General features: G+C 62.5%; 18 protein-coding genes. 12 read left to right on the top strand and 6 right to left on the bottom strand.

Translation table 11 applies throughout. From position 1 onward, the window contains the following. Positions 1 to 63 precede the first annotated feature (63 nt). From P0Y65_15110 to ppk2, 3 genes are all read right to left on the bottom strand, one after another. Positions 64 to 1,608, bottom strand: coding sequence for an amino acid permease (locus tag P0Y65_15110; protein WEK03514.1), 1,545 nt, complete (start codon positions 1,606 to 1,608; stop codon positions 64 to 66). 101 nt (positions 1,609 to 1,709) lie between these two features. Beyond that, complete coding sequence (locus P0Y65_15105; protein ID WEK03513.1) at positions 1,710 to 2,480, bottom strand: N-formylglutamate amidohydrolase; 771 nt, start codon at positions 2,478 to 2,480, stop codon at positions 1,710 to 1,712. Positions 2,481 to 2,561: 81 nt separating this feature from the next. Continuing rightward, entirely contained in the window at positions 2,562 to 3,419 is an 858-nt protein-coding gene (gene ppk2, locus P0Y65_15100) for a polyphosphate kinase 2 (GenBank protein WEK03512.1), read from the bottom strand. Between the two features lie 90 nt (positions 3,420 to 3,509). On the opposite strand from ppk2, the gene P0Y65_15095 reads away from it, so the two are divergent. Further along, complete coding sequence (locus tag P0Y65_15095) at positions 3,510 to 4,793, top strand: ATP-binding protein (GenBank protein WEK03511.1); 1,284 nt, start codon at positions 3,510 to 3,512, stop codon at positions 4,791 to 4,793. Between the two features lie 107 nt (positions 4,794 to 4,900). After that, positions 4,901 to 5,188: a GIY-YIG nuclease family protein gene (locus tag P0Y65_15090; protein WEK03510.1), complete on the top strand. Its 288-nt coding sequence runs from the start codon at positions 4,901 to 4,903 to the stop codon at positions 5,186 to 5,188. A gap of 133 nt (positions 5,189 to 5,321) precedes the next feature. Here P0Y65_15090 and P0Y65_15085 read toward each other — a convergent pair whose 3' ends face one another. Beyond that, positions 5,322 to 5,894, bottom strand: coding sequence for a GcrA family cell cycle regulator (locus P0Y65_15085; protein WEK06811.1), 573 nt, complete (start codon positions 5,892 to 5,894; stop codon positions 5,322 to 5,324). Positions 5,895 to 6,254: 360 nt separating this feature from the next. On the opposite strand from P0Y65_15085, the gene P0Y65_15080 reads away from it, so the two are divergent. The 6 genes from P0Y65_15080 (at position 6,255) to P0Y65_15055 (ending at position 13,596) form a co-directional block, all read left to right on the top strand. After that, positions 6,255 to 7,460, top strand: coding sequence for an aspartate aminotransferase family protein (locus tag P0Y65_15080; protein ID WEK03509.1), 1,206 nt, complete (start codon positions 6,255 to 6,257; stop codon positions 7,458 to 7,460). Positions 7,461 to 7,577: 117 nt separating this feature from the next. Next, positions 7,578 to 8,510, top strand: coding sequence for an ornithine carbamoyltransferase (gene argF, locus P0Y65_15075; GenBank protein ID WEK03508.1), 933 nt, complete (start codon positions 7,578 to 7,580; stop codon positions 8,508 to 8,510). Between the two features lie 115 nt (positions 8,511 to 8,625). Next, positions 8,626 to 9,648 carry an Hsp33 family molecular chaperone gene (locus tag P0Y65_15070; protein ID WEK03507.1) on the top strand — a complete coding sequence of 341 codons (1,023 nt, stop codon included), beginning with the start codon at positions 8,626 to 8,628 and terminating at the stop codon, positions 9,646 to 9,648. Between the two features lie 128 nt (positions 9,649 to 9,776). Beyond that, on the top strand, positions 9,777 to 10,487 hold the full coding sequence (locus tag P0Y65_15065) for a LuxR family transcriptional regulator (GenBank protein ID WEK03506.1): 711 nt from the start codon (positions 9,777 to 9,779) through the stop codon (positions 10,485 to 10,487). 260 nt (positions 10,488 to 10,747) lie between these two features. After that, positions 10,748 to 12,613, top strand: a complete 1,866-nt coding sequence (locus P0Y65_15060) for a glycosyltransferase family 2 protein (GenBank protein WEK03505.1) — start codon at positions 10,748 to 10,750, stop codon at positions 12,611 to 12,613. 11 nt (positions 12,614 to 12,624) lie between these two features. Then, positions 12,625 to 13,596: a siderophore-interacting protein gene (locus P0Y65_15055; protein WEK03504.1), complete on the top strand. Its 972-nt coding sequence runs from the start codon at positions 12,625 to 12,627 to the stop codon at positions 13,594 to 13,596. Between the two features lie 16 nt (positions 13,597 to 13,612). On the opposite strand, the gene P0Y65_15050 is transcribed toward P0Y65_15055, so the two are convergent. Next, positions 13,613 to 15,514 (bottom strand): diguanylate cyclase, encoded by a 1,902-nt coding sequence (locus P0Y65_15050; protein WEK03503.1) that lies wholly within the window; start codon positions 15,512 to 15,514, stop codon positions 13,613 to 13,615. A gap of 166 nt (positions 15,515 to 15,680) precedes the next feature. Continuing rightward, positions 15,681 to 17,303: an ABC-F family ATP-binding cassette domain-containing protein gene (locus P0Y65_15045; protein WEK03502.1), complete on the bottom strand. Its 1,623-nt coding sequence runs from the start codon at positions 17,301 to 17,303 to the stop codon at positions 15,681 to 15,683. Between the two features lie 257 nt (positions 17,304 to 17,560). Here P0Y65_15045 and P0Y65_15040 point away from each other — a divergent pair, with 257 nt between their 5' ends. From P0Y65_15040 to yjfF, 4 genes are all read left to right on the top strand, one after another. Then, entirely contained in the window at positions 17,561 to 18,487 is a 927-nt protein-coding gene (locus tag P0Y65_15040; protein WEK06810.1) for an ABC transporter substrate-binding protein, read from the top strand. A 137-nt stretch (positions 18,488 to 18,624) separates the two neighbouring features. Continuing rightward, positions 18,625 to 20,142 carry a sugar ABC transporter ATP-binding protein gene (locus tag P0Y65_15035; GenBank protein WEK03501.1) on the top strand — a complete coding sequence of 506 codons (1,518 nt, stop codon included), beginning with the start codon at positions 18,625 to 18,627 and terminating at the stop codon, positions 20,140 to 20,142. Further along, complete coding sequence (locus tag P0Y65_15030; GenBank protein WEK03500.1) at positions 20,139 to 21,143, top strand: ABC transporter permease; 1,005 nt, start codon at positions 20,139 to 20,141, stop codon at positions 21,141 to 21,143. Before P0Y65_15035 ends, P0Y65_15030 begins: the two co-directional genes overlap by 4 nt. Then, positions 21,140 to 22,117 (top strand): sugar ABC transporter permease YjfF, encoded by a 978-nt coding sequence (gene yjfF, locus P0Y65_15025; GenBank protein ID WEK03499.1) that lies wholly within the window; start codon positions 21,140 to 21,142, stop codon positions 22,115 to 22,117. The genes P0Y65_15030 and yjfF overlap by 4 nt, the downstream gene beginning before the upstream one ends.

Genomic DNA, 22,117 nt, shown 5'->3' with positions numbered 1-22,117 from the left:
GGAATTCTCCTCTCGTTCCCTTGAAACAACAGGGCCGCGGCGATGACGCCGCGGCCCCTTGATTCACGCCTTTGGCGCTACGGCTGCGGCGACGGCGGCATCGCCGCGATGCTCGAGCGCGAACTCTTCCTCGGGCGAGAGGATGAGCTTGTGGCGGCCGATCAGCGCGAAATAGACCACGCCCACGGCGCACCACAGCACGACCCAGATCACGCCCTTGTAAAAGTTCGGATCCTGCAACTGGTAGAACAGCGTCACCGTGGCGATGATGATGGTCAGCACCGCGCCGGGGATGCCCACAGGAGAGCGGAACGGCCGCTCGATATTGGGCTGGGTGCGGCGCAGGATGATGAAGCTCAGGGCCTGCATGATATAGCTCAGCATGGCGCCGAACACGGCCATGTTGAGCAGCACCGAGCCGATGATGTCATCGCCCAGTTGGGTTTCCCCCGGTCCGCCGCCGCCATTGACGAACCAGATCGCCAGCATGACCACGAGGCCCAGCGTGGCGCCGGCAAACATCGCGAGATGCGGTGTGCGATATTTCGGATGCGTTTCCGACAGGGCCGAGGGGAAATAGCCCGCGCGGCTCAGCGAATAGACCTGTCGACCCTGGGCATAAAGGATGGTGTGGAACGAGGCGATCAGCCCGATCAAAGCCACGACGCCAAAGATCGGCGCGGCCGCATCACCATAGATGGCACGGATACCGTCGAGCGCCGGCTCAAGCGAACCGCCCAGGGCAAAGCTGCCAACGCCCGGAATGGACGGATTGAGCAGCACGATCATGAAGGCTGAAAGCACGAGGGTGCAGAAGCCCAGGAGGATGCCGCGTGGCATGTCGCGTTTCGGATCGACCGACTCTTCGGCGGCCAGCGGCACTTGCTCGATGGCAAGGAACAGCCAGACCGCGAAGGGCAGGGTCGCCAGCACGCCTTGCCAGCCGAAGGGGAACCATTCGCCATTGCCCTCCGGCAGTTCCACAGCGGCGCCATCCGGTCCAACACCGATATTGAGCGCCCAGCGGCCGAAGTCGATATTGGGGAAGGCGCTGACCCAGAAGAAGGCGAGGCCCGCCAGCGAGATCAGCGTCACCACCAGCGTGACCTTGTAGCTCAGCGCCACGCCGAAGATGTTGAGCGCGAGGAAAATGGCGAAGAACACCACCCACAGCAGTGGATACCAGGCGGTATCGAGCCCGGTGATCGAGCCGAAATAGCCCGAGATGAAGGTGCAGATCACCGCCGGGGTGAGCACATATTCGACGTTTTCAAACAGGCCCGTGACGAATCCGCCCCATGGCCCCATCGAGGTGCGGGCAAAGCTATAGGCCGCGCCGGTATGGGGCAGGGCCGGGCTCATCTCTGCAATGGAGGAGACCAGACCCAGATACATGATGGCGATGATACCACCGGCCACCAGCATGCCGCCCCAGCCGCCGGTCATGAAGCCGAAGTTCCAGCCGGAGAAATGGCCGGAGATCACTGCGCCGACGCCCAGCGCCCATAGGCTCCAGATGCCTGCATAGCGCTCAAGTCCACGCTTTTCGAAGTAGGATTTGTCGCGCGTCGCGTAAGCGACACTGCCGACCTTTCTCGTCTCAGCCATAGTCACGTCCCCCTGAATTTTAAGCCCAAGATCTGGCTTCGCCCCGCCGCGGGGTAAGGCCAGTAGACGAACGCCCTCGGAACCTGTGGGTGGGAGGACGTCTAGACTGCCACTGCTCCCTTGCGCGCGACCCGCGCGGTTTCGAGACAATGGGCCAGCCGAGATGCCCATGACAGGACCCCGGCAGGTTCGAGAATTTCATCATGGCGGATTTCCACCATCGTGGCGTCGAGCCCGCGACCGTCGCCATGCTTTTCGAGGGTCAGCGTCACGCCATTGAGCGCTGCATAGGGCTCGTTCCAGCCGACGTTGAGCGACGGGTCATCGGCCTTGAGCGCGTCGTAGAGCGCGCTGGTATAGCCGGTGTCGACACCATGGATCAGCCCGATCGGCCAGGGACGGGCGACGCCGTGATAGACCGGGGTGAAGGAATGCATGCAGACCAGGATTGTCTCCCTGCCGGCATGGCGGCGCGCTTCGAGCAGCGTCTCAATGGAAGCGTGGTAGGGGCGGTGGAAATGGTCGATCCGGTATTGCCGCTCGTCGGTACCCAGATTTTCGTTGGCGGCGATGCGCGTCTTTTCCGACAGCGTCCAGATCAGATCCGGCGCATCGAGGTCGCGATTGCAGTCAATCACGATGCGCGACACTGTCGATTGTACCAGCGGTGCATCCAGCATTTCGCACAGCGCCCGGCTGACCGACAGCGCACCGGGATCCCAGGCGATATGGCTCAGCCGTTCGACGGGCGTCAGGCCGAGGCCGTCATACTGGCTCGGAATGCGATTGCTCGCATGGTCGCAGACCATGACGAAGGGCGAGGACCCGCGTGCATTGGAAACCAGAACTGCATTTTGATTGCTGATGTTCACGCTGATTGTCACTCGGCCCCTGCGCGAAATCGTCGCAATTGTAACAGTAGCTTGACACCAAGGGGTGGTGTCAATGGGGCCTCAGGCCGTCTTGTGCAGCCTGAGGAAGTCCTCTGCGGACAGCGTGATCTTGCGGTCGATCTCGCCGATGGCGGCCTTGTCCTTGCCGGCATAGTCGAGGCGATCGAGCACGGTCTGGATGACGTTGATGCGGCCGCGCCGCTTGTCATTGGCGCGGATCACCGTCCAGGGCGCATGAGGCACATCGGTGCGCTTCAGCATGACGTCGCGCGCCTCGGTATAGGCGTCCCACTTGTGCAGCGCCTCGATGTCGATGGGCGACAGCTTCCAGACCTTGAGCGGATCATGCCGACGGTCATGGAAGCGCTTGAGCTGCATTTCCCGGCCGATCGACAGGTAGAATTTGAAAAAGTGGATGCCGTCCCTGGTGATGCGCTTTTCGAAGTCGGGCGCCTCGTCGAGGAAATGCTCGGTCTGCTCGGGCGTGCAGAAACCCATGACCTTTTCGACGCCGGCACGATTGTACCAGGAGCGGTCGAACAGCACGGTTTCCCCGCCGGCCGGCAGCCAGTCGACATAGCGCTGGAAATACCATTGCGTGCTTTCGCGGTCGCTCGGCTTGGGCAGGGCGACATTGAGGTTGTAGCGCGGGTTGAGATTTTCGAGATAGGTCTTGATGGTGCCGCCCTTGCCGGCCGCATCGCGCCCCTCGAACAGGATCAGCACCCGTTCTCCGCTCGCCTGCAGATGTGCCTGCAATTGCACTAATTGCTTCTGCAAGCCCAGCAAATGCGCTTCATAGATTTCCCCATCCAGCTTATCCTCGTAAGGATAGCCGCCCGAGGTCATGGCATTTTTCTTGATCGCCTTGGGAAGCTGCGGATTGTCGAGGTCGAAGCCGTCGAGAGGGTCGGTCACTGGTGTCGCTCCATTGTCATCTTCACCGTGCTATGAAGGCGCCCTTGCGCGCAAGGGGCGTCGCAACTGGCTGATTCACAGAAACAAAACATGGACGAGCCGCATTTCAGCCAATCTGCGTCGCCGCTTGCGGTGGCCTTGGCGCGTCTCGTCGCGCAGGCTGGTTTGCTGGCCGGCATTTTCGGTGTTTTCGTGGCGCTGGTGCTGATCGGCGAAATCGGCATCACTGCCGCCCTGGTCAGCTTCCTTGTTCTCTCTGTCGGGGTCGCCGTCCTGCCGCTGCCGCAATTGACGGTCACGCGGACCGTTGAAGTGGTCAAGACGCAGCCTGTCAGCGATGACGACGCCGTCTTTGCCGTGGCTGATGCCCTGGCCGACCCCTGCCTCGTGCTCGATCGGCGCGGCGTGGTGCTGCATGCCAATGCCGCGGCCGGGCGGCAGTTCCCCTCGTTGCGGCGCGGCAATCCCCTGACCTTCTCGTTGCGCAATCCGCAACTGGTGGAAGCCTTTGATCACACCATGCGCAATGGCCTGGTGCGCAGCATCGAGCTGCACGAGACCGTACCTTCCGAGACCTGGGACAAGGTCGTGCTCTCGCCCCTGCGGCTCGAGGGCCAGGATTGGCTCGAAGACGAGGACCGCCAATTGCTGGTGACCTTCCAGAGCCTGACCGAACTCAAGCGCGTCGATGCGCTGCGCAGCGATTTCATCGCCAATGCCAGCCACGAGATGCGTACGCCCTTGGCTTCGCTGATGGGCTTTATCGATACGCTGCTCGGCCCTGCGGCCAAGGACGTGGCGGCACGCGAAAAATTCCTGCTGATCATGCGCGGCCAGGCCGAGCGGATGAGCAAGCTGATCGACGACATGCTCAGCCTCTCGCGCATCGAAATGCACCAGCATGTGCGCCCAACCGGCACGATCGAGCTGGCGGGTCTCTTGCGTGAAGTGCGCGAGGGCCTGATGGTCCAGGCCAAGGCGGCCGAGCTCGACGTGCAGATGACGCTTTTTGACGGGTCCAGCACCGTCATCGGTGATCGCGGCCAGCTCTATGAAGTTTTCGAAAATCTCGTCGAGAATGCCATCAAATATGGCGCCGGCGGCAAGACCGTCGAGATCAGTCTCGCTCCATCCAGCCGGCCGGGCTATGCCCAGCAGGTGACGGTCATCGACCACGGTCCCGGCGTCGAGCCCGAGCACGTGCCGCGCCTGACCGAACGCTTTTATCGCATCGACGCCGACGCCAGCCGCAAGAAGAAGGGCACGGGGCTCGGGCTGGCCATCGTCAAGCACATTGTTAACCGCCATCGCGGCCAGTTGGCGATCAGGAGCAAGCCGGGCGAAGGCATGCGCGTGGATGTTTTTCTGCCGTAAGCGGCGGCTCTTGCTCTGAACTCCCAATCGTAGTCGCCTCACACACCAGCACCCTCATGGTGAGGTGCGAGCCATAGGCGAGCCTCGAACCACGAGGGAGGGTGAGCTTGGATGTATTCGTCTACATGCTGCGCTGTTCGGATGGGTCCAACTATGTCGGGTTGACGAAGCAGGACCCCGAGGCGCGACTATGGGAGCACAGCAACAAGAGTTATCCGGGCTATACATCGACGCGGACGCCGGTCGAGATGGTGTTCATGGAACACTACGAACGTATCATTGATGCGATCGAGCGCGAGCAGCAGATCAAGAAATGGTCGCGCCGCAAGAAAGAGGCGCTAATTCGGGGTGATTACGAGGCGCTTCCGGAGCTAGCGAGCCGAGCCAGGAAATAGTGCCACGCCCTCGTGGTTCGAGGCTCGCAAGGGCTCGCACCTCACCATGAGGTCTACTTCTAACGCGATGATCTCACGGTAGCGAAAAAAAAGGCGCCTTGCGGCGCCCTTTTCAAATCCGTCATCACACCGCTTAGCGGCGCTTCTTGTCGACCTGGTGATAGGCCCGGCGCGAGTGGAAGTCGCAGTAGGGGCCGGATTCGAGGCTGTGCTGACCGCAGAAGTAGAAGTCCTTGCTAAGCGGGTCGCCGATCGGCCACTTGCAGGTGTGCTCGTTGAGCTGCAGCAGGTTGAGGCGCTTGTCTTCCGGAATGAAGAGCTCGGCAGCCATCGGCGCCACATAGAGCTGTGCATCCATCTGTGGGTCCATCGCCAGAGCCGTCGCGCCGATCGACTGCGGGCGCGATGCCTGCATGGTGGGGCGCGGCTTGGCCGCTGCGCTGGACATGGTCGAAATGCCGGCCGATGGGCTGGCGACACGGCGCGGCGCAGGCCGTGCTGCCGGACGGGCGCGCGGTGCCGAATTGGTGGGCTTGGCGCGGGCCGAAAGCTTCAGCCGGTGCACTTTGCCAATAACGGCATTGCGGGTGACCCCTTCGCCAAGTTCGCCCGCGATCTGGCTGGCGCTGAGGCCCTCCATCCAGAGCTTCTTGAGGGTCTCGACGCGCTCATCAGTCCAGCCCGCCGGTTGTGCTCCTGAAACCATCGTCAAAACAGAATCCTTCATTGCGCTGCCAAATGGCCATGGCAGCCACCAAACTCTAGGCGTCGTATGCTAAGTGGGTCCGCCACACGAGATATCGTGTTCCCAATGACCCGGAGATTACGCCATCGGTGGAATCAGGATCAAGAGTCGGGGTGGATTTTCCCCGAATATTCACTGGTTAAAATTGCCTTAACGAAGTCATGAGTCATATCAGCCACTTGCCCGCCTGATCATTGACTTATCTGCGAAAACCGGCCTTACTCTCACGCTTAAACGCGCTGCGCAAAGAGCGCGTTTTTGATTTTTGTGGCGCTATTGTCACGCTCCGTCGCCCAGTGAATTGATCCCCATTATAAGGAAATGACCATGTCTGCGCTCTACGGCACCTATGCCCGGTCCGAACTCGCTTTCGAGCGGGGCGAGGGTACGCGCCTGTACGACCAGCATGGCCGCGAATTCCTTGATTTCCACGCCGGCGTGGCCGTCAACGCGCTTGGTCATGGCGACGCCCATATCGTGACGGCGCTCAAGAGTGCTGCCGAAAAGGTCTGGCACACGGCCAATACCTTCACCATTCCCGAACAGGAGCGGCTGGGTCAGCGGCTGGTCGACGCGACCTTTGCCGATAGCGTCTTCTTTACCAATTCCGGTGCCGAAGCCATCGAATGCGCCATCAAGACGGCGCGGCATTATTTCTGGGCCAAGGGCCAGACCGATCGCTACGAGATCATCGCCTTCACCGGCTCCTTCCATGGCCGCACCCTGGGCACGATCGCCGCCGGCGGCAATCCGGATTACCTCGAGGGCTTCGGCCCGGCAGCGCCTGGCTTCAAGCACACCAAGCCGGGTGACCTCGAAGCGGTCAAATCGCTGATCACGCCACAGACCTGCGCCATCCTCATCGAACCAGTGCAGGGCGAGGGCGGGGTCACCGCCATGTCTGCCGAGTTCATGCAGGGCCTGCGCAAGCTCTGCGACGACAATGACATGCTGCTGATCCTGGACGAAGTGCAGTGCGGCTATGGCCGGACCGGCCGCTTCTTTGCCTATGAATGGAGTGGCATCACCCCTGACATCGTCGCTGTGGCCAAGGCGATCGGTGGCGGCTTCCCGCTCGGCGCCTGCCTTGCCAAGGGCGATGTGGCTTCGTCCATGGTGCCCGGCACGCATGGCTCGACCTATGGCGGCAACCCCCTGGCGACCGCCGTCGGCAATGCCGTGCTCGACCGCATCCTGGCGCCCGGTTTCATCGATCAGGTCAACCAGATGGGCCAGAAACTGGCCTGGCACATGCAGCAGCTGGCGCAGAAATATCCGGACTATGTGCTGGAAATGCGCGGCAAGGGCCTGCTGGCCGGCATCAAGATTACCCCGCCCGTGCGCGATTTCGTCGCCAGGCTGCGTGACGAGCACGAGCTGTTGACCATCGGTGCCGGCGAAAACGTGCTGCGGCTCATTCCGCCCCTGATCGTCAGCGAGGCCGATATCGAACTGGCCATGGCAAAGATCGCTGCAGCCTTCGACGCCATCGAGGCGGAGAATGCCTCGGTTCCTGCGGCGGGCTAGATGGATCTGACGGTGTGCTATTTCGGGCGTCGACGACGCGGCCTGTTTCCTCCGCCCTGAGCGGCGGCCGATCAATCACGCACACATCATCCATAGCGTCACAAAGGAACCCGGCCCATGACCTCGACCGGCACCCCCAGACATTTTCTCTCGATCGACGACTTCAACTATTCCGAACTGCGCGGCATGCTCGATACGGCAGCGTCGCTCAAGGCGCGCCTCAAGGAAGGCGATCGCCCGCAGCCGCTCAAGGACAAGGTCCTGGCCATGATCTTCGAGCGCCAGTCGACCCGTACCCGCGTCAGCTTCGATGTCGGCATGCGCCAGCTCGGCGGCGAAACCATCATGCTGTCCGGCCAGGAAATGCAGCTCAGCCGCGAGGAAACGCTGGAAGATACGGCCAAGGTCATGAGCCGCTATGTCGACGCCATCATGATCCGCATCCTCAGCCATCAGGACCTGCTGGAACTGGCCGAGGGCGCTACCGTGCCGGTGATCAACGGCCTGACGCGTCGCGCCCATCCCTGCCAGATCATGGCGGACCTGCAGACCTTTGAAGAGCATCGCGGCAATATCAAGGGCGCCAAGGTCGCCTGGGTTGGCGACAGCAACAATGTGTTGCACTCCTGGGTCAATGCGGCCGAGGTATTCGACTGCGAGCTGACCATCGCCGTGCCGGACGAGTATAGCCCCGAAAAGGACCTGATGCAGGACATCAAGCGCGCCGGTTCGCGGGTGAAGCTCATCGAGGATCCCCGCGAGGCCGTAGAAGGCGCCGATCTCGTCATCACCGACACCTGGGTGTCGATGGGCGACGTCGATGCGGCCGAGCGCCGCCGGGTCTTGAAACCCTATCAGGTGAACACCAATTTGATGGCACTGGCGGATAAAAACGCCCTTTTCATGCACTGCCTGCCCGCCCATCGCGGCGACGAGGTGACCGACGAGGTGATCGACGGTCCCCAGTCGGTGGTGTTTGACGAGGCCGAAAACCGCCTCCATGCCCAAAAAGCCATCCTGTGCTGGGCCTTCGGTGTCGACGTGAATTGAGCGATCGACACAGTTGCCTGTGATACCATTGCTGCGTCGCTTCCTCTGACCGGAAGTGACGCAGTGGTCTTTCCGGCGCCCGAAGGATCGGCCCACCGAAAGCCACGTGACCATAATGACCACGGATAGTACGACCATGACCGAGAACCTGATCAATGCCCTGGGGCTCGACCGGCCGGAAAGCGGCGACGACACCGTAGTGCCCTTTACCCTCGACAAGCTCGACACCCGTGGCCGCAGCGTGCGGCTGGGCGAGGCGCTGGACACCATCCTCAGCCGCCACAATTATCCTGCGCCGGTGGCGCGCCTGCTCGGCGAAGCCGTGGTGCTGGCCGCGCTGATCGGCTCCTCGCTCAAGTTCGAGGGCAAGTTCATCATGCAGACCCAGACCGATGGTCCGGTGAACCTGATCGTCGTCGATTTCGACGCGCCCGATGGCATGCGCGGCTATGCCCGCTTCGACCATGATGCGCTGCTCAAGGCTGCCGAAGAGGGCAATACCAAGCCGCACCAGCTGCTCGGCAAGGGCCATCTGGCCATGACCATCGACCAGGGCGCCCATACCGAACGCTATCAGGGCATTGTCGCGCTGGACGGTCACTCGCTCGAAGAGGTGGCGCATACCTATTTCATGCAGTCCGAGCAGATCCCGACCCAGGTCCGCATCGCCGTGGCCGAGTTCACCCAGAAGGGCGACCATCGTCCCCATTGGCGGGCTGGCGGCGTGCTGATCCAGCATCTGCCCGAACATGGTATTTCGCATATGGCCGATCTGCCGGGTGACGGCAATTTCGACAATCCCGCCAGTGCCGACCCCGATTTCGTCGAGGCCGATGGCTGGAACGAAGCCAAGGTGCATCTGGCAACGCTCGATGACCTCGAGCTGGCCGATCCCGACCTGAGCTCGGAACGCCTGCTGTTCCGCCTCTATCACGAGACCGGCGTGCGGGTGTTCTCGCCCATCGCCCTGGTGGAGCGCTGCTCCTGCTCGGCCGACCGGATCGAGGATATGCTGGCCACAAACTTCACCGCCGAAGACCGTGAAGAGATGGCCGTGGATGGCGAAATCGAAGTCGTCTGTGAATTCTGCTCGACCGCCTACCACTTTAATCCGCATCAATTTGAAGCAAAACACTGACAGCAACTGATTTATTACAAGCGGTCGCCCAAGGGCGGCCGTTTTGCCTGTTATAGGGCGCGCCCAGTGACTTGCGCGATGTTGCAAACACCGACAGTAATGGCGGCAAAACTTGGCGGGGGCTTGGGTTGAACGCCGATCTTACGACGACAATCAAGGCTATCCAGCAGCAGCAAGACCTGCGTGGTATGCTCGGCGTTTTCCGGGCAGCCATTGCAGATTATGGCTTTCACAGCTTCTTCATCGCCGGCGTGCCAACGGGCGACCTGGACATAACGGACACGGTCCTGCTCTCCGGGGGCAAGGAAGAGTGGTTCGCCGAATATGTCGCCAATGGCTATGTGCGCCATGATCCCGTCGCCCGCCAGTGTCTGCATACGAGCATGCCCTTCGACTGGGATGACGCGCCCTATGATCCGGTCACCGAGCCGGAAATGCACCAGATGATCCAGCTGGCAGCGACCCACGGCCTCGTGTCTGGGCTCTGCGTGCCGATCCACATCGACGGGGCCCTGGCGGGAGCGGTCTCCCTGATGGGCGATCCCAAGGGCCTCAAGGAGCAGCAGGTCCTCGAACTGCATATGCTCTCGCTCTATACCTACGGCCAGTTGCGCTACCTGCACAGCCAGCCCGAACCAGGGCGGGTGATCAGCGAGCGCGAAGCAGAAGTGCTGACCTGGGTCGCCGCCGGCAAGACGGCATCGGACATTGCCGAGATCACCGGCCTCAGCCCACGCACCATCAACCAGCATTGCGAGAATGCCCAGCGACGCCTGGGCACCAGCAACCGCGTCCACACCGTAGTCGAGGCGCTGCGTCTGGGCATGATCACCGTCTGATCCTTGACTGACGAATTCATCTTGAATCAGAACTTAATCTGTATCACTATGATTTCGTTGCACTTGCAAGGCGCATCATCGGTAGCTCGGGAGCGAAACGGTGGATGTGTGTAATAACGGCGTCCCACGACGCCAATGGATACTTTATCGATTTGAGTACCACCTGCGGACAGTGAGCGAATATACGGCGTCAAGCTCGAAGCGCTCCCTGATTTTACCGCCCCGATGGGGACCCGCCGCCTGATCAGGAGACGGGTCCCATGTCGGATGCACTCGATCTCGTCAAAGCCATATTGAATGATCCCGGCCCGGATGCCGACAGCCATGCCCTGGTTGTGCTGGAAGCGGCGCTGATCCGCGAGGTCGACGTTCTGCTTTATTGCTCGACCACTTTGGGCTTGAGGGCAAGCGTGATCATGGAGCGGGCCGCTGGCTGGGCGGGCTATGCCTTTTACGACAAGGTACCGCGGGGCCTGCGGGGCGCGCTGGAGCCAACGCGGCTGGAGGCGCTGGCCGAGGTTCGCCTGTTCCGCATGCAGCTGTTCGACCGCGAGGTGGCGGTCGCCGCGCCGGATTTCCTCGGCGTGATGCGGCTGCGCAATGCCATAAGGGTCAAGCCGCATCTGGCCGGCCTGGTGTGGTTCGTGCCGGAGCGGGCGCTGAGGGACTATCTAACCGAAGCCGCCGCGCCCGCCCTGATCGATGCCGCGCGGCAAAACCTGGCGCGTCACTGGCCCTATGCGACCGCCCAGCTGGAGCTCACTGCCATCGCGCGCTGGAGTTTCGCTGCCGCTGTCGCCCTGCTGGTCAGCCTAACCCTGGCGGCGCCGTTCCACGCCCAGTTCCTGCTCCTGCCCATGGTTGTGGTCCTGCTGCTGGCCCCGGCCGCGATCCGGTTGGCGGCAGTGCTCGAGCCCATCCCGTCGAGCAGAAGGCTGCAGCGTCCGCCGGACGAGGAACTGCCGGTCTATTCCATACTCATTCCCCTCCATGACGAAGCCGAAATGGTGCCGCAGCTGTTTGCCGCCATGCAGGCGCTCGACTATCCGCCCGAGCAGCTCGACATCAAATTCGTGGTGGAGTCGCGGTCCGAAGCTACGCTGGCGGCCGTGCGGCAGCGCCTGGGGGAGCCGCAATTTTCGCTGGTTCCTGTGCCCGATGCCTTGCCCCACACCAAGCCCAAGGCCCTCGATTTCGCCCTGCCGCTCTGCCGCGGCGAGCATGTCGTGGTTTTCGATGCCGAAGACATCCCCGATCCGGACCAGCTCTGGAAAGCGGCCGCGCGCTTTCGCGACGATCCGGAACTGGTTTGCCTGCAGGCCCGCCTCATCATCGACAATGCTGGGGACAATTGGCTGACCCGGCAGTTTGCTGGCGAATATGCGGGGCTCTTCGCCGTGCTGTTGCCGGCCCTGGCGCGCTGGCGCCTGCCCATGCCGCTGGGTGGTACGTCCAATCATTTCCGCCTGTCGAGCCTGCGCGACATCGGCGGCTGGGATGCGTTCAATGTCACCGAGGATGCCGACCTTGGCATGCGGCTGGCGCGGCGGCGGCTCAAGGTCGATGTGCTGCAGTCATCGACGCGCGAGACGGCGCCGACCCGGCTGTGGCCATGGCTGGGACAGCGGACGCGCTGGATGAAGGGCTGGATGCAGACCTTCATCGTGCACAATCGCGATCCCGGCGGCTTGCTGAGGGAAATGGGACTGCCTGCCTTCATCGGCTTCCAGACGCTGGTGCTGGGCATGATCGTCGCGCCAGTCCTGCATTGCGCCTTCCTCGTCACGGTCCTGCTGCGTCTTGCCACGGGTGGCGCCACGCTGGATGGCTCGATCTGGACCGTCTTCTACCTGGCCCTGCTGGGCATGGGCTATGGCAGTGCCTTTGCCACCACGGCGCTCGGACTGCAGCGGCTGGGACGCACGCAGCTCCTGCGCGCCCAGCTCTGGCTGCCCGTCTACTGGCTGCTGATCGGCATTGCCACCTGTCGCGCTGTGTGTCAGCTCGTGCTCAAGCCATTCTACTGGTTCAAGTCGCCGCATCGCCCTCTCGGACCAGTCCGCATGACTCGCGAACGTGCTGGCACCGTCCGGCTGATCGCGCAATGGCTGCGGTTCATAACTTGACTAATCAATTCATGATATATAGCACGCTGCCGGTGGGGCGGGACTGGACGGCGTCCGGTCATCGCGCCGCGACTGGTCTGGCCGGCGAAGAGAGAATGCCCCCGATGTTCCACGAAGCAACCGTGTTGTCGCGTCAGCAGCTGACCCCCGGCATGCTCCGCCTGACCTTTGGCGGCGAGGGGCTTGGCGAATTCCGCACCACGGGCATCGGCGATGAATATCTGCGCCTGTTCTTCCCCAATGAGAAAACCGGCAAGCTGCATCTGCCGGTGATCACCGAGGAGGGGCGCTGGACCTATCCTGACGGACAGGATGCGATCCGCTGCTCGACCTATACGGTGCGTCGCTTTCGCGCCGATCCAGTCGAGATCGACATCGACTTCGTCATTCACGAGGGTGGGCTGGCCTGCACCTGGGCCGTCGGCTGCAAGGTGGGCGACAAGGTAACTCTCAACCGGCCGCGCGGCCTCTACAAGCCGCCAGCCGATACCAGCTGGCAACTGCTGATCTGCGATGCGACCGGCCTGCCGGCGCTGGCGCGGATTCTCGAGCAGACGCCGAGACATATCGAGTCCCGCGTCTTTGTCGAAGTGGGGCGGGCCGAAGATGAGCAGCAATTGCCCCATCATCCCGGCGCCAAGGTGACCTGGCTGCACAAGAGCGGCAATGGCGTGGCGCCCAGCCGCATGGGTGAAGTGGTGCGCGCCGTGCCGCTTCCAGCCGCGCCGGGCTATATCTGGGTCGCCGGGGAGCAGAAGGTGGTGCGCTCCATCAGAAAGTTTGTCCGCCAGGATCTGCGCCTGCCGGCCGAGCGCTATGAGCTGGTCGGCTACTGGACCCACAATGGCGAAGACTGGGAAGCCAAATGGGCCGCGCTCGACCCCGCCATCAAGGCGACGATCGAAGCCGGATGGGAATCCGGGCGCGACCGCGAAGAGCTGATCGACGAATATCACGCCACGCTGGAACAGCACGGACTATAGACAGGCTCGCGCAGGTCTATTCGTGGGCGTATTTGGCCTGCTTGGCCCGGACGCGCGTGCCATAGACACGGTCGCGGCCGGCCGCCTTGGCGCTGTAGAGCGCTTCGTCGGCGACCTGGATCAGCTCCACCGTGCTGCGATGCAGATTGTCCGGCATATAGGTAGCAACGCCCACGCTGGCGGTCAGGATGCCGCGATCGGTGCCACGATGGGGTACGCGCGCCATGGCCAGCGACTTGCGGAAGCTCTCGGCCACCAGATAGGCGCCATCCTCGTCCGTTTCGGGCAGGATGGCGGCAAACTCCTCGCCGCCATAGCGCACCGCAAGATCGGCCGAACGCTTGAGCGATTTCTGCAGGTTATCGGCCACGAGCTTGAGGCTGGCATCGCCCGATGGGTGGCCATATTCGTCGTTATAGGCCTTGAAGTGATCGACATCGATCAACAGCAGGCTCATCGCCGTGCCGGCGCGCGCCGAACGGGCGATTTCGGCATCCATGGCGGCGTCGAAGGCCCGGCGATTGAGCAGGCCAGTCAGCCCGTCGGTGCGCACCAGATGCTTCAGCTGGTCGGTGGCGGTATGCAGCGCCATTTCGGCCTGCTTGATGCGGGTGACATCGGTCACCACGACCAGGGTCTTGCCCTCGCTGGTTGGTCGCGTCCGCACCTGCAGCCAGCGCCCGTCGAACAGATTGACCTCTTCCTCGCTCTCGCGATGCAGATTGGCGACCACGCGCTCGATCCACTTTTCGGCAGATTTCTTGGGCGCGCTGATCTGCTCGCCACTGGCGACGACGGCCTTGAGGATATCGCGCATATGCGTGCCTGCCCGGCGCAGCTCGCCGGTATAGGGGAAGGCCGCGCGATACTGCTCGTTGCAGAATTCAATCCGGCCCTCGCTGTCGAACATGGCAAGGCCATCCGACATTTCGGACATGGCAAAGGACAGCATGTTTCGGCTGTCGATCAGGTCCTGCCGCAGCTGGCGCTCATCGGTGATGTCGCGGGTGACCCCGGCCAGCCCGATCATTTCGCCGCTCTCGTTCTTGAGCGGAATCTTGGAGGTGGTGAACCAGCGCATCCGCCCCAGATTGTCCTCGAGGTTCTCGACGAAATCGAGCTTTGGCACACCCTTGGCCATGATGCGCTGCTCGGTATCGAACAGGGATTTGGCGCGCTCGGGCTCGGTCAGGTCGAAATCGGTCTTGCCGATCATCTCCTTCTCGCTGCCAAAGCCGTTGAAGCCCGCGACCGCGCGATTGACCACGGCAAAGCGACCATGCCGGTCCTTGACGTAGGAATAATCCGGCGACTGCGCCATCGCCGCAGCCATCAGGTCGCGCTCGGCCGCCAGCCGTCGGGCCTGTAACACGACGAGCCCGGCCAGCGTCGTTGCCACTTGGTTCAGCACGGCCATGGGCGCGAAATAATTGATGAAGGCATGGGCCATGTGCTCATGCGACACGAGGAAGATCGGCGCGGCGACCAGCATGGTCACGGCGCCGCTGAGGCACAACACCGCGAACACAGACGGACCATTGCGCCGGAACAGGGCGCGTGCGCCCAGACCCAAAAGGGTGGCCAGAGCAATCAGGACGAGACCGACCATCTGTCCGGTGCCGCCCATTTCCATGCGCCAGGCCATGGCGATGGTCGTGGTGATGAAGGCAGAGAGAGGACCGCCGAAAAAGGCGGACACAGCGACCAGCGAATAGCGCAGGTCGATATAATAGCCCGCTCCGATTTCGGCGCCCATCAGCATGGAAGCGACGGCGCCCAGACCCATGGTGGTACCGAACAGGGCGCTGCGCGCCACGCCGTGCACGCCGCGGAGCCAGAAGCGGGCATGCCCCCAGCAGAGCACCACAAGCGCAACGACGGCAAGGTTGCCGGCGAGCATCTGCCAGGGTGAAGTCACGACGCCTCCAGGGATACGGAGTCAGCAATAGCCTCTAGGTGATAACACCGAAGAGTTTGCCAATCCTGAATCCCATGGAATGCTTGCGACGGATCGCAGTAACGCTTGCCTCACAGAGGTTTAGCGGGCCACGTTTCGCTCTTATACGTAGTCGTGCTTATAGGCTTCAGCTTCTGAGGCCCGGCGCTTCCTGGCCCGTTGACTCCACATATTCTGTGTAGCCGCCGCCATAGACATGCACGCCATCCGGCGTCAGCTCCAGCACGCGATTGCTGAGCGCCGCAAGGAAATGACGGTCGTGGCTGACGAAGAGCATGGTGCCTTCATAGGCGCTAAGCGCGGTGATCAGCATTTCCTTGGTGGCGATATCGAGATGGTTGGTCGGCTCGTCAAGCACCAAGAAATTCGGGGGATCGAACAGCATCATCGCCATGACAAGACGCGCCTTTTCGCCGCCCGACAGCACGCGGCACTTCTTCTCGATCTCGTCGCCTGAAAAGCCGAAGGCCCCGGCGAGGGCGCGCAATGGCGCCTGGCCAGCCTGCGGGAACGAGCTTTCGAGCTGCTGGAACACGGTCAGGTCGCCATCGAGCACATCCATGGCATGCTGGGCGAAATAGGCCATCTTGACCGAGGGGCCGCGCGACACCGTGCCCTGGTCAGGATCGGCCGTGCCGGTCACGAGCTTCAGCAGGGTCGACTTGCCCGCGCCATTGACGCCCATGATGCACCAGCGCTCCTTGCGGCGGACATGGAAGTCCAGATCCGAATAGATGGTCCTGGCGCCATAGGCCTTGGAGACACCCTTGAGCAGGGCGACGTCTTCGCCCGAACGTGGGGCAGGGCGGAATTCGAAATCGACGGTCTGACGACGCTTGGGCGGCTCGACGCGGTCGATCTTGTCGAGCTTTTTCACCCGGCTCTGCACCTGCGCGGCATGCGATGCACGCGCCTTGAAGCGGGCGATGAAATCGAGCTCCTTGGCCAGCATGGCCTGCTGGCGCTCGAACTGCGCCTGCTGGTTCTTTTCGGCAACGGCGCGCTGCTGCTGGTAGAATTCGTAATTGCCCGAATAGGTGGTGAGCGAGCCCGCATCGATCTCGACGATCTTGTTGCAGATGCGGTTCATGAATTCGCGGTCATGCGATGTCATGAAGAGCGCGCCGGAATAATTCTGCAGGAAATCTTCCAGCCAGATCAGGCTTTCGAGGTCGAGATGGTTGCTCGGTTCGTCGAGCAGAAGGGCATCGGGACGCAGCAGCAGGATGCGGGCCAGCGCCACGCGCATCTTCCAGCCGCCGGAGAGCTTGCCGACATCGCCGTCCATCATCTCCTGCGAAAAGCCCAGGCCGTCGAGCACTTCGCGGGCGCGGCCATCGAGAGAATAGCCGTCCAGCTCCTCGAACTGATGCTGCACCTCGCCATAGCGCTCGATGATAGCGTCCATGTCATCGGCCTTGTCGGGGTCGCCCATGTCGGTTTCGAGCGCCCGCATTTCGGCGATCAGCGCCGAGACGGGGCCGGCGCCATCCATGACTTCCGCCACGACAGAGCGGCCGCTCATCTCGCCGACATCCTGGCTGAAATAGCCGATGGACACGCCGCGCTCCATGGTGACCTGGCCTTCGTCGGGCTGTTCCTGGCCGGTGATCATGCGGAAGAGAGTCGTCTTGCCTGCGCCGTTGGGACCCACGAGGCCGATCTTCTCGCCCTTCTGCAGCACGGCCGACGCGTCGATGAAGACGATCTGCTTACCGTTCTGCTTACCGATGCTCTCGAGACGTATCATGCCGTAAAACCCTTGGACGCAAAGCGTATTGAGGCGCCCGTAAAGCATCCATGAGCCGCCTGTGCAAGGCCTGATCCGGCACATCGGCTATGCTCCAAGCCCGGACTATGCACAGCGCGTTTTCGCTATTTACATATAATAGTACTTTATAATAGCGTCCTCCCATCGCTGCAGGTGAACACGCCGCGGCGACCACATGGGAGGACATCGTGAACATCATTTCCAAGCTTGCCATCGCGGCAAGCCTCGCTACCGCTTTGACGTCTGTCGCCATTGCACAGGACAATCTGAGCGGTCTCACCGTCGGCTTCAGCCAGATCGGCTCGGAGTCCGGCTGGCGCGCTGCTGAAACCTCGGTGACCAAGCAGCAGGCCGAGGAACGCGGCATCGACCTCAAATTTGCCGATGCCCAGCAGAAGCAGGAAAACCAGATCAAGGCGATCCGTGGCTTCATCGCCCAGGGCGTTGACGCCATCCTGGTGGCCCCCGTCGTCGCCACCGGCTGGGAAGACGTGCTGACCGAGGCCAAGGAAGCCGAAATCCCCGTGATGCTGCTCGACCGCGGCGTCGACGCACCAGAAGATCTCTACCTGACCTCGGTGGCTTCCGATCAGGTGCTCGAAGGCCGTACGGCCGGCGAATGGCTGGTTGCCGAAGTGGGCGATGCCGACTGCAAGATCGTCGAACTGCAGGGCACCGTGGGTTCGACCCCGGCCATCAATCGCAAGCAGGGCTTCGAGGAGGCCATTGCCGGCCATGCCAACCTGACCATTGCCCGCAGCCAGACCGGCGACTTCACCCGTGCCAAGGGCAAGGAAGTCATGGAAGGCTTTATCAAGGCCGAAAACGGCGGCGCCGACATCTGCGCGGTCTATGCCCACAATGACGACATGGCCGTCGGCGCCATCCAGGCGATCAAGGATGCGGGCCTCAAGCCTGGCACCGACATCAAGGTCGTCTCGATCGACGGCGTGCCGGACATCTTCTCGGCCATGGTCGCCGGCGAAGCCAATGCTACGGTGGAACTGACACCCAACATGGCCGGCCCCGCCTTCGACGCGCTCTCGGCCTATCTTGCCGATGGCACGGAACCGGAAAAGTTCATCATCACCGAGTCCAAGCTCTATACGCCCGCCGACGACCCGCAGGCCGAATACGACACCCGCAAGGGTCTTGGCTACTGATCGACGAACCAACCACAACCACGGTGTCATCCCGGCGTTGAGCCGGGACCCATCCTGAGATCTCAAGATGGGCCCCGGGTCGAGCTCGGGGTGACACCGCATTTGGTGCGGCTACGGTGACAAGGGGGAGGGGCGGCATGGCGGATGGCGAATACGTGCTCGAAGCGCGCGGCGTCATGAAGATTTTCGGCAATCATGTCGCGCTCGACAATGTCGACTTTGGCCTGCGGGCCGGCGAGGTGCATGCCCTGCTCGGCGAGAACGGGGCCGGAAAATCCACGCTGATCAAGATCCTGACGGGTGCCTACCAGCCTGACGGTGGCGGCATCTATGTGGATGGCACAGAGGTCTCGCTCGACAATCCGCTGCACGCCCAGACCTTCGGCATCGGTACGGTCTATCAGGAGGTCAATCTCCTGCCCAACCGCTCCGTCGCCGAGAACCTCTTCCTCGGCCACCAGCCGCTGCGCTGGGGCTTTGTCGATTTCCGCAAGATGGAGGCCGAGGCGCGGGTCATTCTCGCGCGCTATGACCTGCACATCGATCCATCCAGCGAACTCGGCACTCATTCGGTCGCCGTGCAGCAGATCGTTGCCATCGCCCGCGCCGTGCAGCTCTCGGGCAAGGTGCTCATTCTCGACGAGCCGACGGCAAGCCTTGACCGCAACGAAGTGGACCGCCTGTTCGAAGTGGTGCGCGGGCTCAAGGCACAGGGCCTTGCCATCATCTTCATCACCCATTTTCTCGACCAGGTCTTCGCCATTTCCGATCGCGTCACCGTGCTGCGCAATGGCAAGCTGATCGACACGCGTCCGCTCGATGCATTGAGCCGCACCGACGTGGTGCGCCTGATGCTGGGCAAGGACATTGCCTTTTCCGGCGCCACCGATGTGGAGCCCAGCGAGACGGCGGGCGAGGTGCTGCTGCAATTCAGGTCCTATGGCAAAAAGCGCAGCGTTCAGCCGTTCGACCTGACCATTCACAAGGGCGAGGTGGTCGGTGTAGCGGGCCTGCTCGGCTCCGGCCGTACCGAAGTCGCGCGCATCATGTTCGGCGCCGATCCGGCCGATCAGGGCACGGTTGCGGTCAATGGCCAGCCCAGCGCCATCCGCAAGACCACCGACGCCATCAAGCACGGCTTCGGCTTCTGCCCGGAGGACCGCAAGGCCGAGGGCATATTGGGTGACCTCTCGGTGCGCGAGAACATCGTGATTGCCCTGCAGGGCAAGCTCGGCTGGTTCAAGGCGCTCAATCGCGACGAACAGCTGGAAATCGCTGGCCGCTTCGGCGAGGCCATGGATATCCGCGCCGCCTCGCTTGACATGCCGGTCAAGCTTCTGTCCGGCGGCAACCAGCAGAAGGTCATCCTGTCGCGCTGGCTGGCCACCGACCCGGCCTTTCTTATTCTCGACGAACCGACCCGCGGCATCGATGTCGGCGCCCATGCCGAAATCGTCCGCACCATCAACCGCCTACGCGACGAGGGCATGGCCATGCTGGTCATCTCTTCCGAGCTCGACGAAGTGGTGGCCTATTCCTCGCGCATCGTGGTGATGCGCGACCGCCAGATGGTCGCCGAACTGCGCGGCCGCAACATCAATCCCGGCGTCATCGTCCAGGCGATCGCCAATAATCCCGAAGAGGCCGTGCCATGAAACGGCTCCATCTCGAACGCCTGGCCAATCCGCAATTGCTGGCGCTGGCCGCCGTGCTGCTGATCAACTGGGCACTGTTTCCCAATTTCTTCCGCATCACCTGGCAGGACGGTCGCCTGTTCGGCTCGATGATCGACGTGCTCAATCGCGGCGCACCCGTGGCGATCCTCGCAATCGGCATGACCGGCGTCATCGCCACCAAGGGCGTGGATCTATCCGTGGGCGCCATCATGGCGGTCTGCGGCGCGGTGGCCGCGACCATGGTCGTTGCGGGCTATCCGACCCCGATTGCCGTCATCGCGGCGCTGTCGGTCGGCTTGGTCTGCGGCTTGTGGAATGGCTTTCTCGTCGCCGTGCTCGATATCCAGCCGATCATCGCCACGCTGGTGCTGATGGTGGCCGGCCGCGGCATCGCCCAGCTCATCACCGAGGGTTATATCGTCACTTTCAACGATCCGGCGCTGATCTTTATCGGCACCGGCTCCTTCCTTGGTTTCCCCATGGCGGCGGTCACCGCGCTGGTGCTGATGCTTTTGGTGACGCTGGTGGTCAAGCGCACGGCCATTGGACTTTTCATCCAGGCCATCGGCGTCAATCGCGCCGCGGCTTCACTGGCCGGCATCCATAGCCGCATGCTGCTGATGCTGGTCTATGCGCTGTCGGGCTTCTGCGCTGCGATCGCCGGCATCGTCGTTGCTGCCGACATCCGGGGTGCAGACGCCAACAATTCCGGGCTCTGGCTCGAGCTCGATGCCATTCTTGCGGTCGTCATTGGCGGCACGTCCTTGCTTGGCGGGCGCTTCTCGATTCCCTTGGCGGTGGTTGGCGCGCTGATCATTCAGGCCATGAACACCGGCATCCTAGTCTCCGGCTTCCGGCCCGAGTTCAACCTTATCGTCAAGGCCGGCATGATCATCCTGATCCTCATGCTGCAATCGCCGCTGGTCGGCACCGCCTTCGACTTTTTCAAGCGCAGTCCCCGTCAGGCGAAACCCAAATGAAACGATCCCTTCGCCCGCTGGCCGCGACCGCCGTCATTTTCATCATCGCCTATGGCCTCAGCGTCTTCCAGTTTCCCGGCATGCTGTCGACCCGCGTGCTCGGTAACTTCCTGACCGACAACGCTTTTCTCGGCATCGCCGCCGTGGGCATGACCTTCGTCATCATCTCGGGTGGCATCGACTTGTCGGTGGGCGCCGTGATCGGTTTCACCGGCGTGCTCGTCGCGGTGCTAATCAGCTGGCTCGGCATCCATCCCCTCATCGCCTTCGTGATCGCGCTTGGGGTCGCCGCCCTGTTCGGCGCGGCCATGGGGCTGACCATCCACTATCTGCAGGTGCCCAGCTTCATCGTGACGTTGGCCGGCATGTTCCTCGCCCGCGGTGGCGCTTCGGTCATCACCCAGGATTCCGTGCCGATCAACCACGAGTTCTACGGGCTGATCTCCGACCTGATCATCCGCCTGCCGGGCGGAGGCCGGTTGAGTTTCATCGGCCTGTTGATGGTCTTTATCTTCCTCGTCGGCGCGCTCTTGGCGCATCGGACGCGGTTCGGCTCCTATGTCTATGCCCTGGGCGGCAATCCGACCTCGGCCTCGCTGATGGGCGTGCCGGTGGCGCGGACGACGGTGCAGATCTATATGCTGTCGAGCGTCTTGGCGGCCCTGTCGGGAATCGTCTTTTCGCTATATACATCAGCGGGCTATCCGCTGGCGGCGGTGGGCGTGGAGCTCGACGCCATCAGCGCGGTGGTGATCGGCGGCACGCTGCTCACCGGCGGCTATGGCTTCGTGCTCGGCACTTTCGTCGGCGTCATGCTGCTGGGCCTTGTCCAGACCTACATCATCTTCGATGGCACGCTGTCGAGCTGGTGGACCAAGATCGTGATCGGCGTGTTGCTGTTTTTGTTTATCGTGTTGCAGCGCATCATTTTTGCGGCGTCTGCACCCCGGGAAGACCAGCCCGAGAAAGTCTAG

Source organism: Candidatus Devosia phytovorans, assembly GCA_029202405.1.
In the GTDB taxonomy this organism is placed as follows: domain Bacteria; phylum Pseudomonadota; class Alphaproteobacteria; order Rhizobiales; family Devosiaceae; genus Devosia; species Devosia phytovorans.
This window is presented reverse-complemented; position numbering and strand designations above follow the sequence as displayed.

Excerpts from the sequence above, each read along its gene's own strand:
- P0Y65_15110 (WEK03514.1), bottom strand. The coding sequence starts at position 1,608 with ATGGCTGAGACGAGAAAGGTCGGCAGTGTCGCTTACGCGACGCGCGAC.
- P0Y65_15095 (WEK03511.1), top strand. The coding sequence starts at position 3,510 with ATGGACGAGCCGCATTTCAGCCAATCTGCGTCGCCGCTTGCGGTGGCC.
- P0Y65_15085 (WEK06811.1), bottom strand. The coding sequence starts at position 5,894 with ATGGTTTCAGGAGCACAACCGGCGGGCTGGACTGATGAGCGCGTCGAG.
- P0Y65_15080 (WEK03509.1), top strand. The coding sequence starts at position 6,255 with ATGACCATGTCTGCGCTCTACGGCACCTATGCCCGGTCCGAACTCGCT.
- argF (WEK03508.1), top strand. The coding sequence starts at position 7,578 with ATGACCTCGACCGGCACCCCCAGACATTTTCTCTCGATCGACGACTTC.
- P0Y65_15070 (WEK03507.1), top strand. The coding sequence starts at position 8,626 with ATGACCACGGATAGTACGACCATGACCGAGAACCTGATCAATGCCCTG.
- P0Y65_15060 (WEK03505.1), top strand. The coding sequence starts at position 10,748 with ATGTCGGATGCACTCGATCTCGTCAAAGCCATATTGAATGATCCCGGC.
- P0Y65_15055 (WEK03504.1), top strand. The coding sequence starts at position 12,625 with ATGATATATAGCACGCTGCCGGTGGGGCGGGACTGGACGGCGTCCGGT.
- P0Y65_15045 (WEK03502.1), bottom strand. The coding sequence starts at position 17,303 with ATGATACGTCTCGAGAGCATCGGTAAGCAGAACGGTAAGCAGATCGTC.
- P0Y65_15035 (WEK03501.1), top strand. The coding sequence starts at position 18,625 with ATGGCGGATGGCGAATACGTGCTCGAAGCGCGCGGCGTCATGAAGATT.
- P0Y65_15030 (WEK03500.1), top strand. The coding sequence starts at position 20,139 with ATGAAACGGCTCCATCTCGAACGCCTGGCCAATCCGCAATTGCTGGCG.
- yjfF (WEK03499.1), top strand. The coding sequence starts at position 21,140 with ATGAAACGATCCCTTCGCCCGCTGGCCGCGACCGCCGTCATTTTCATC.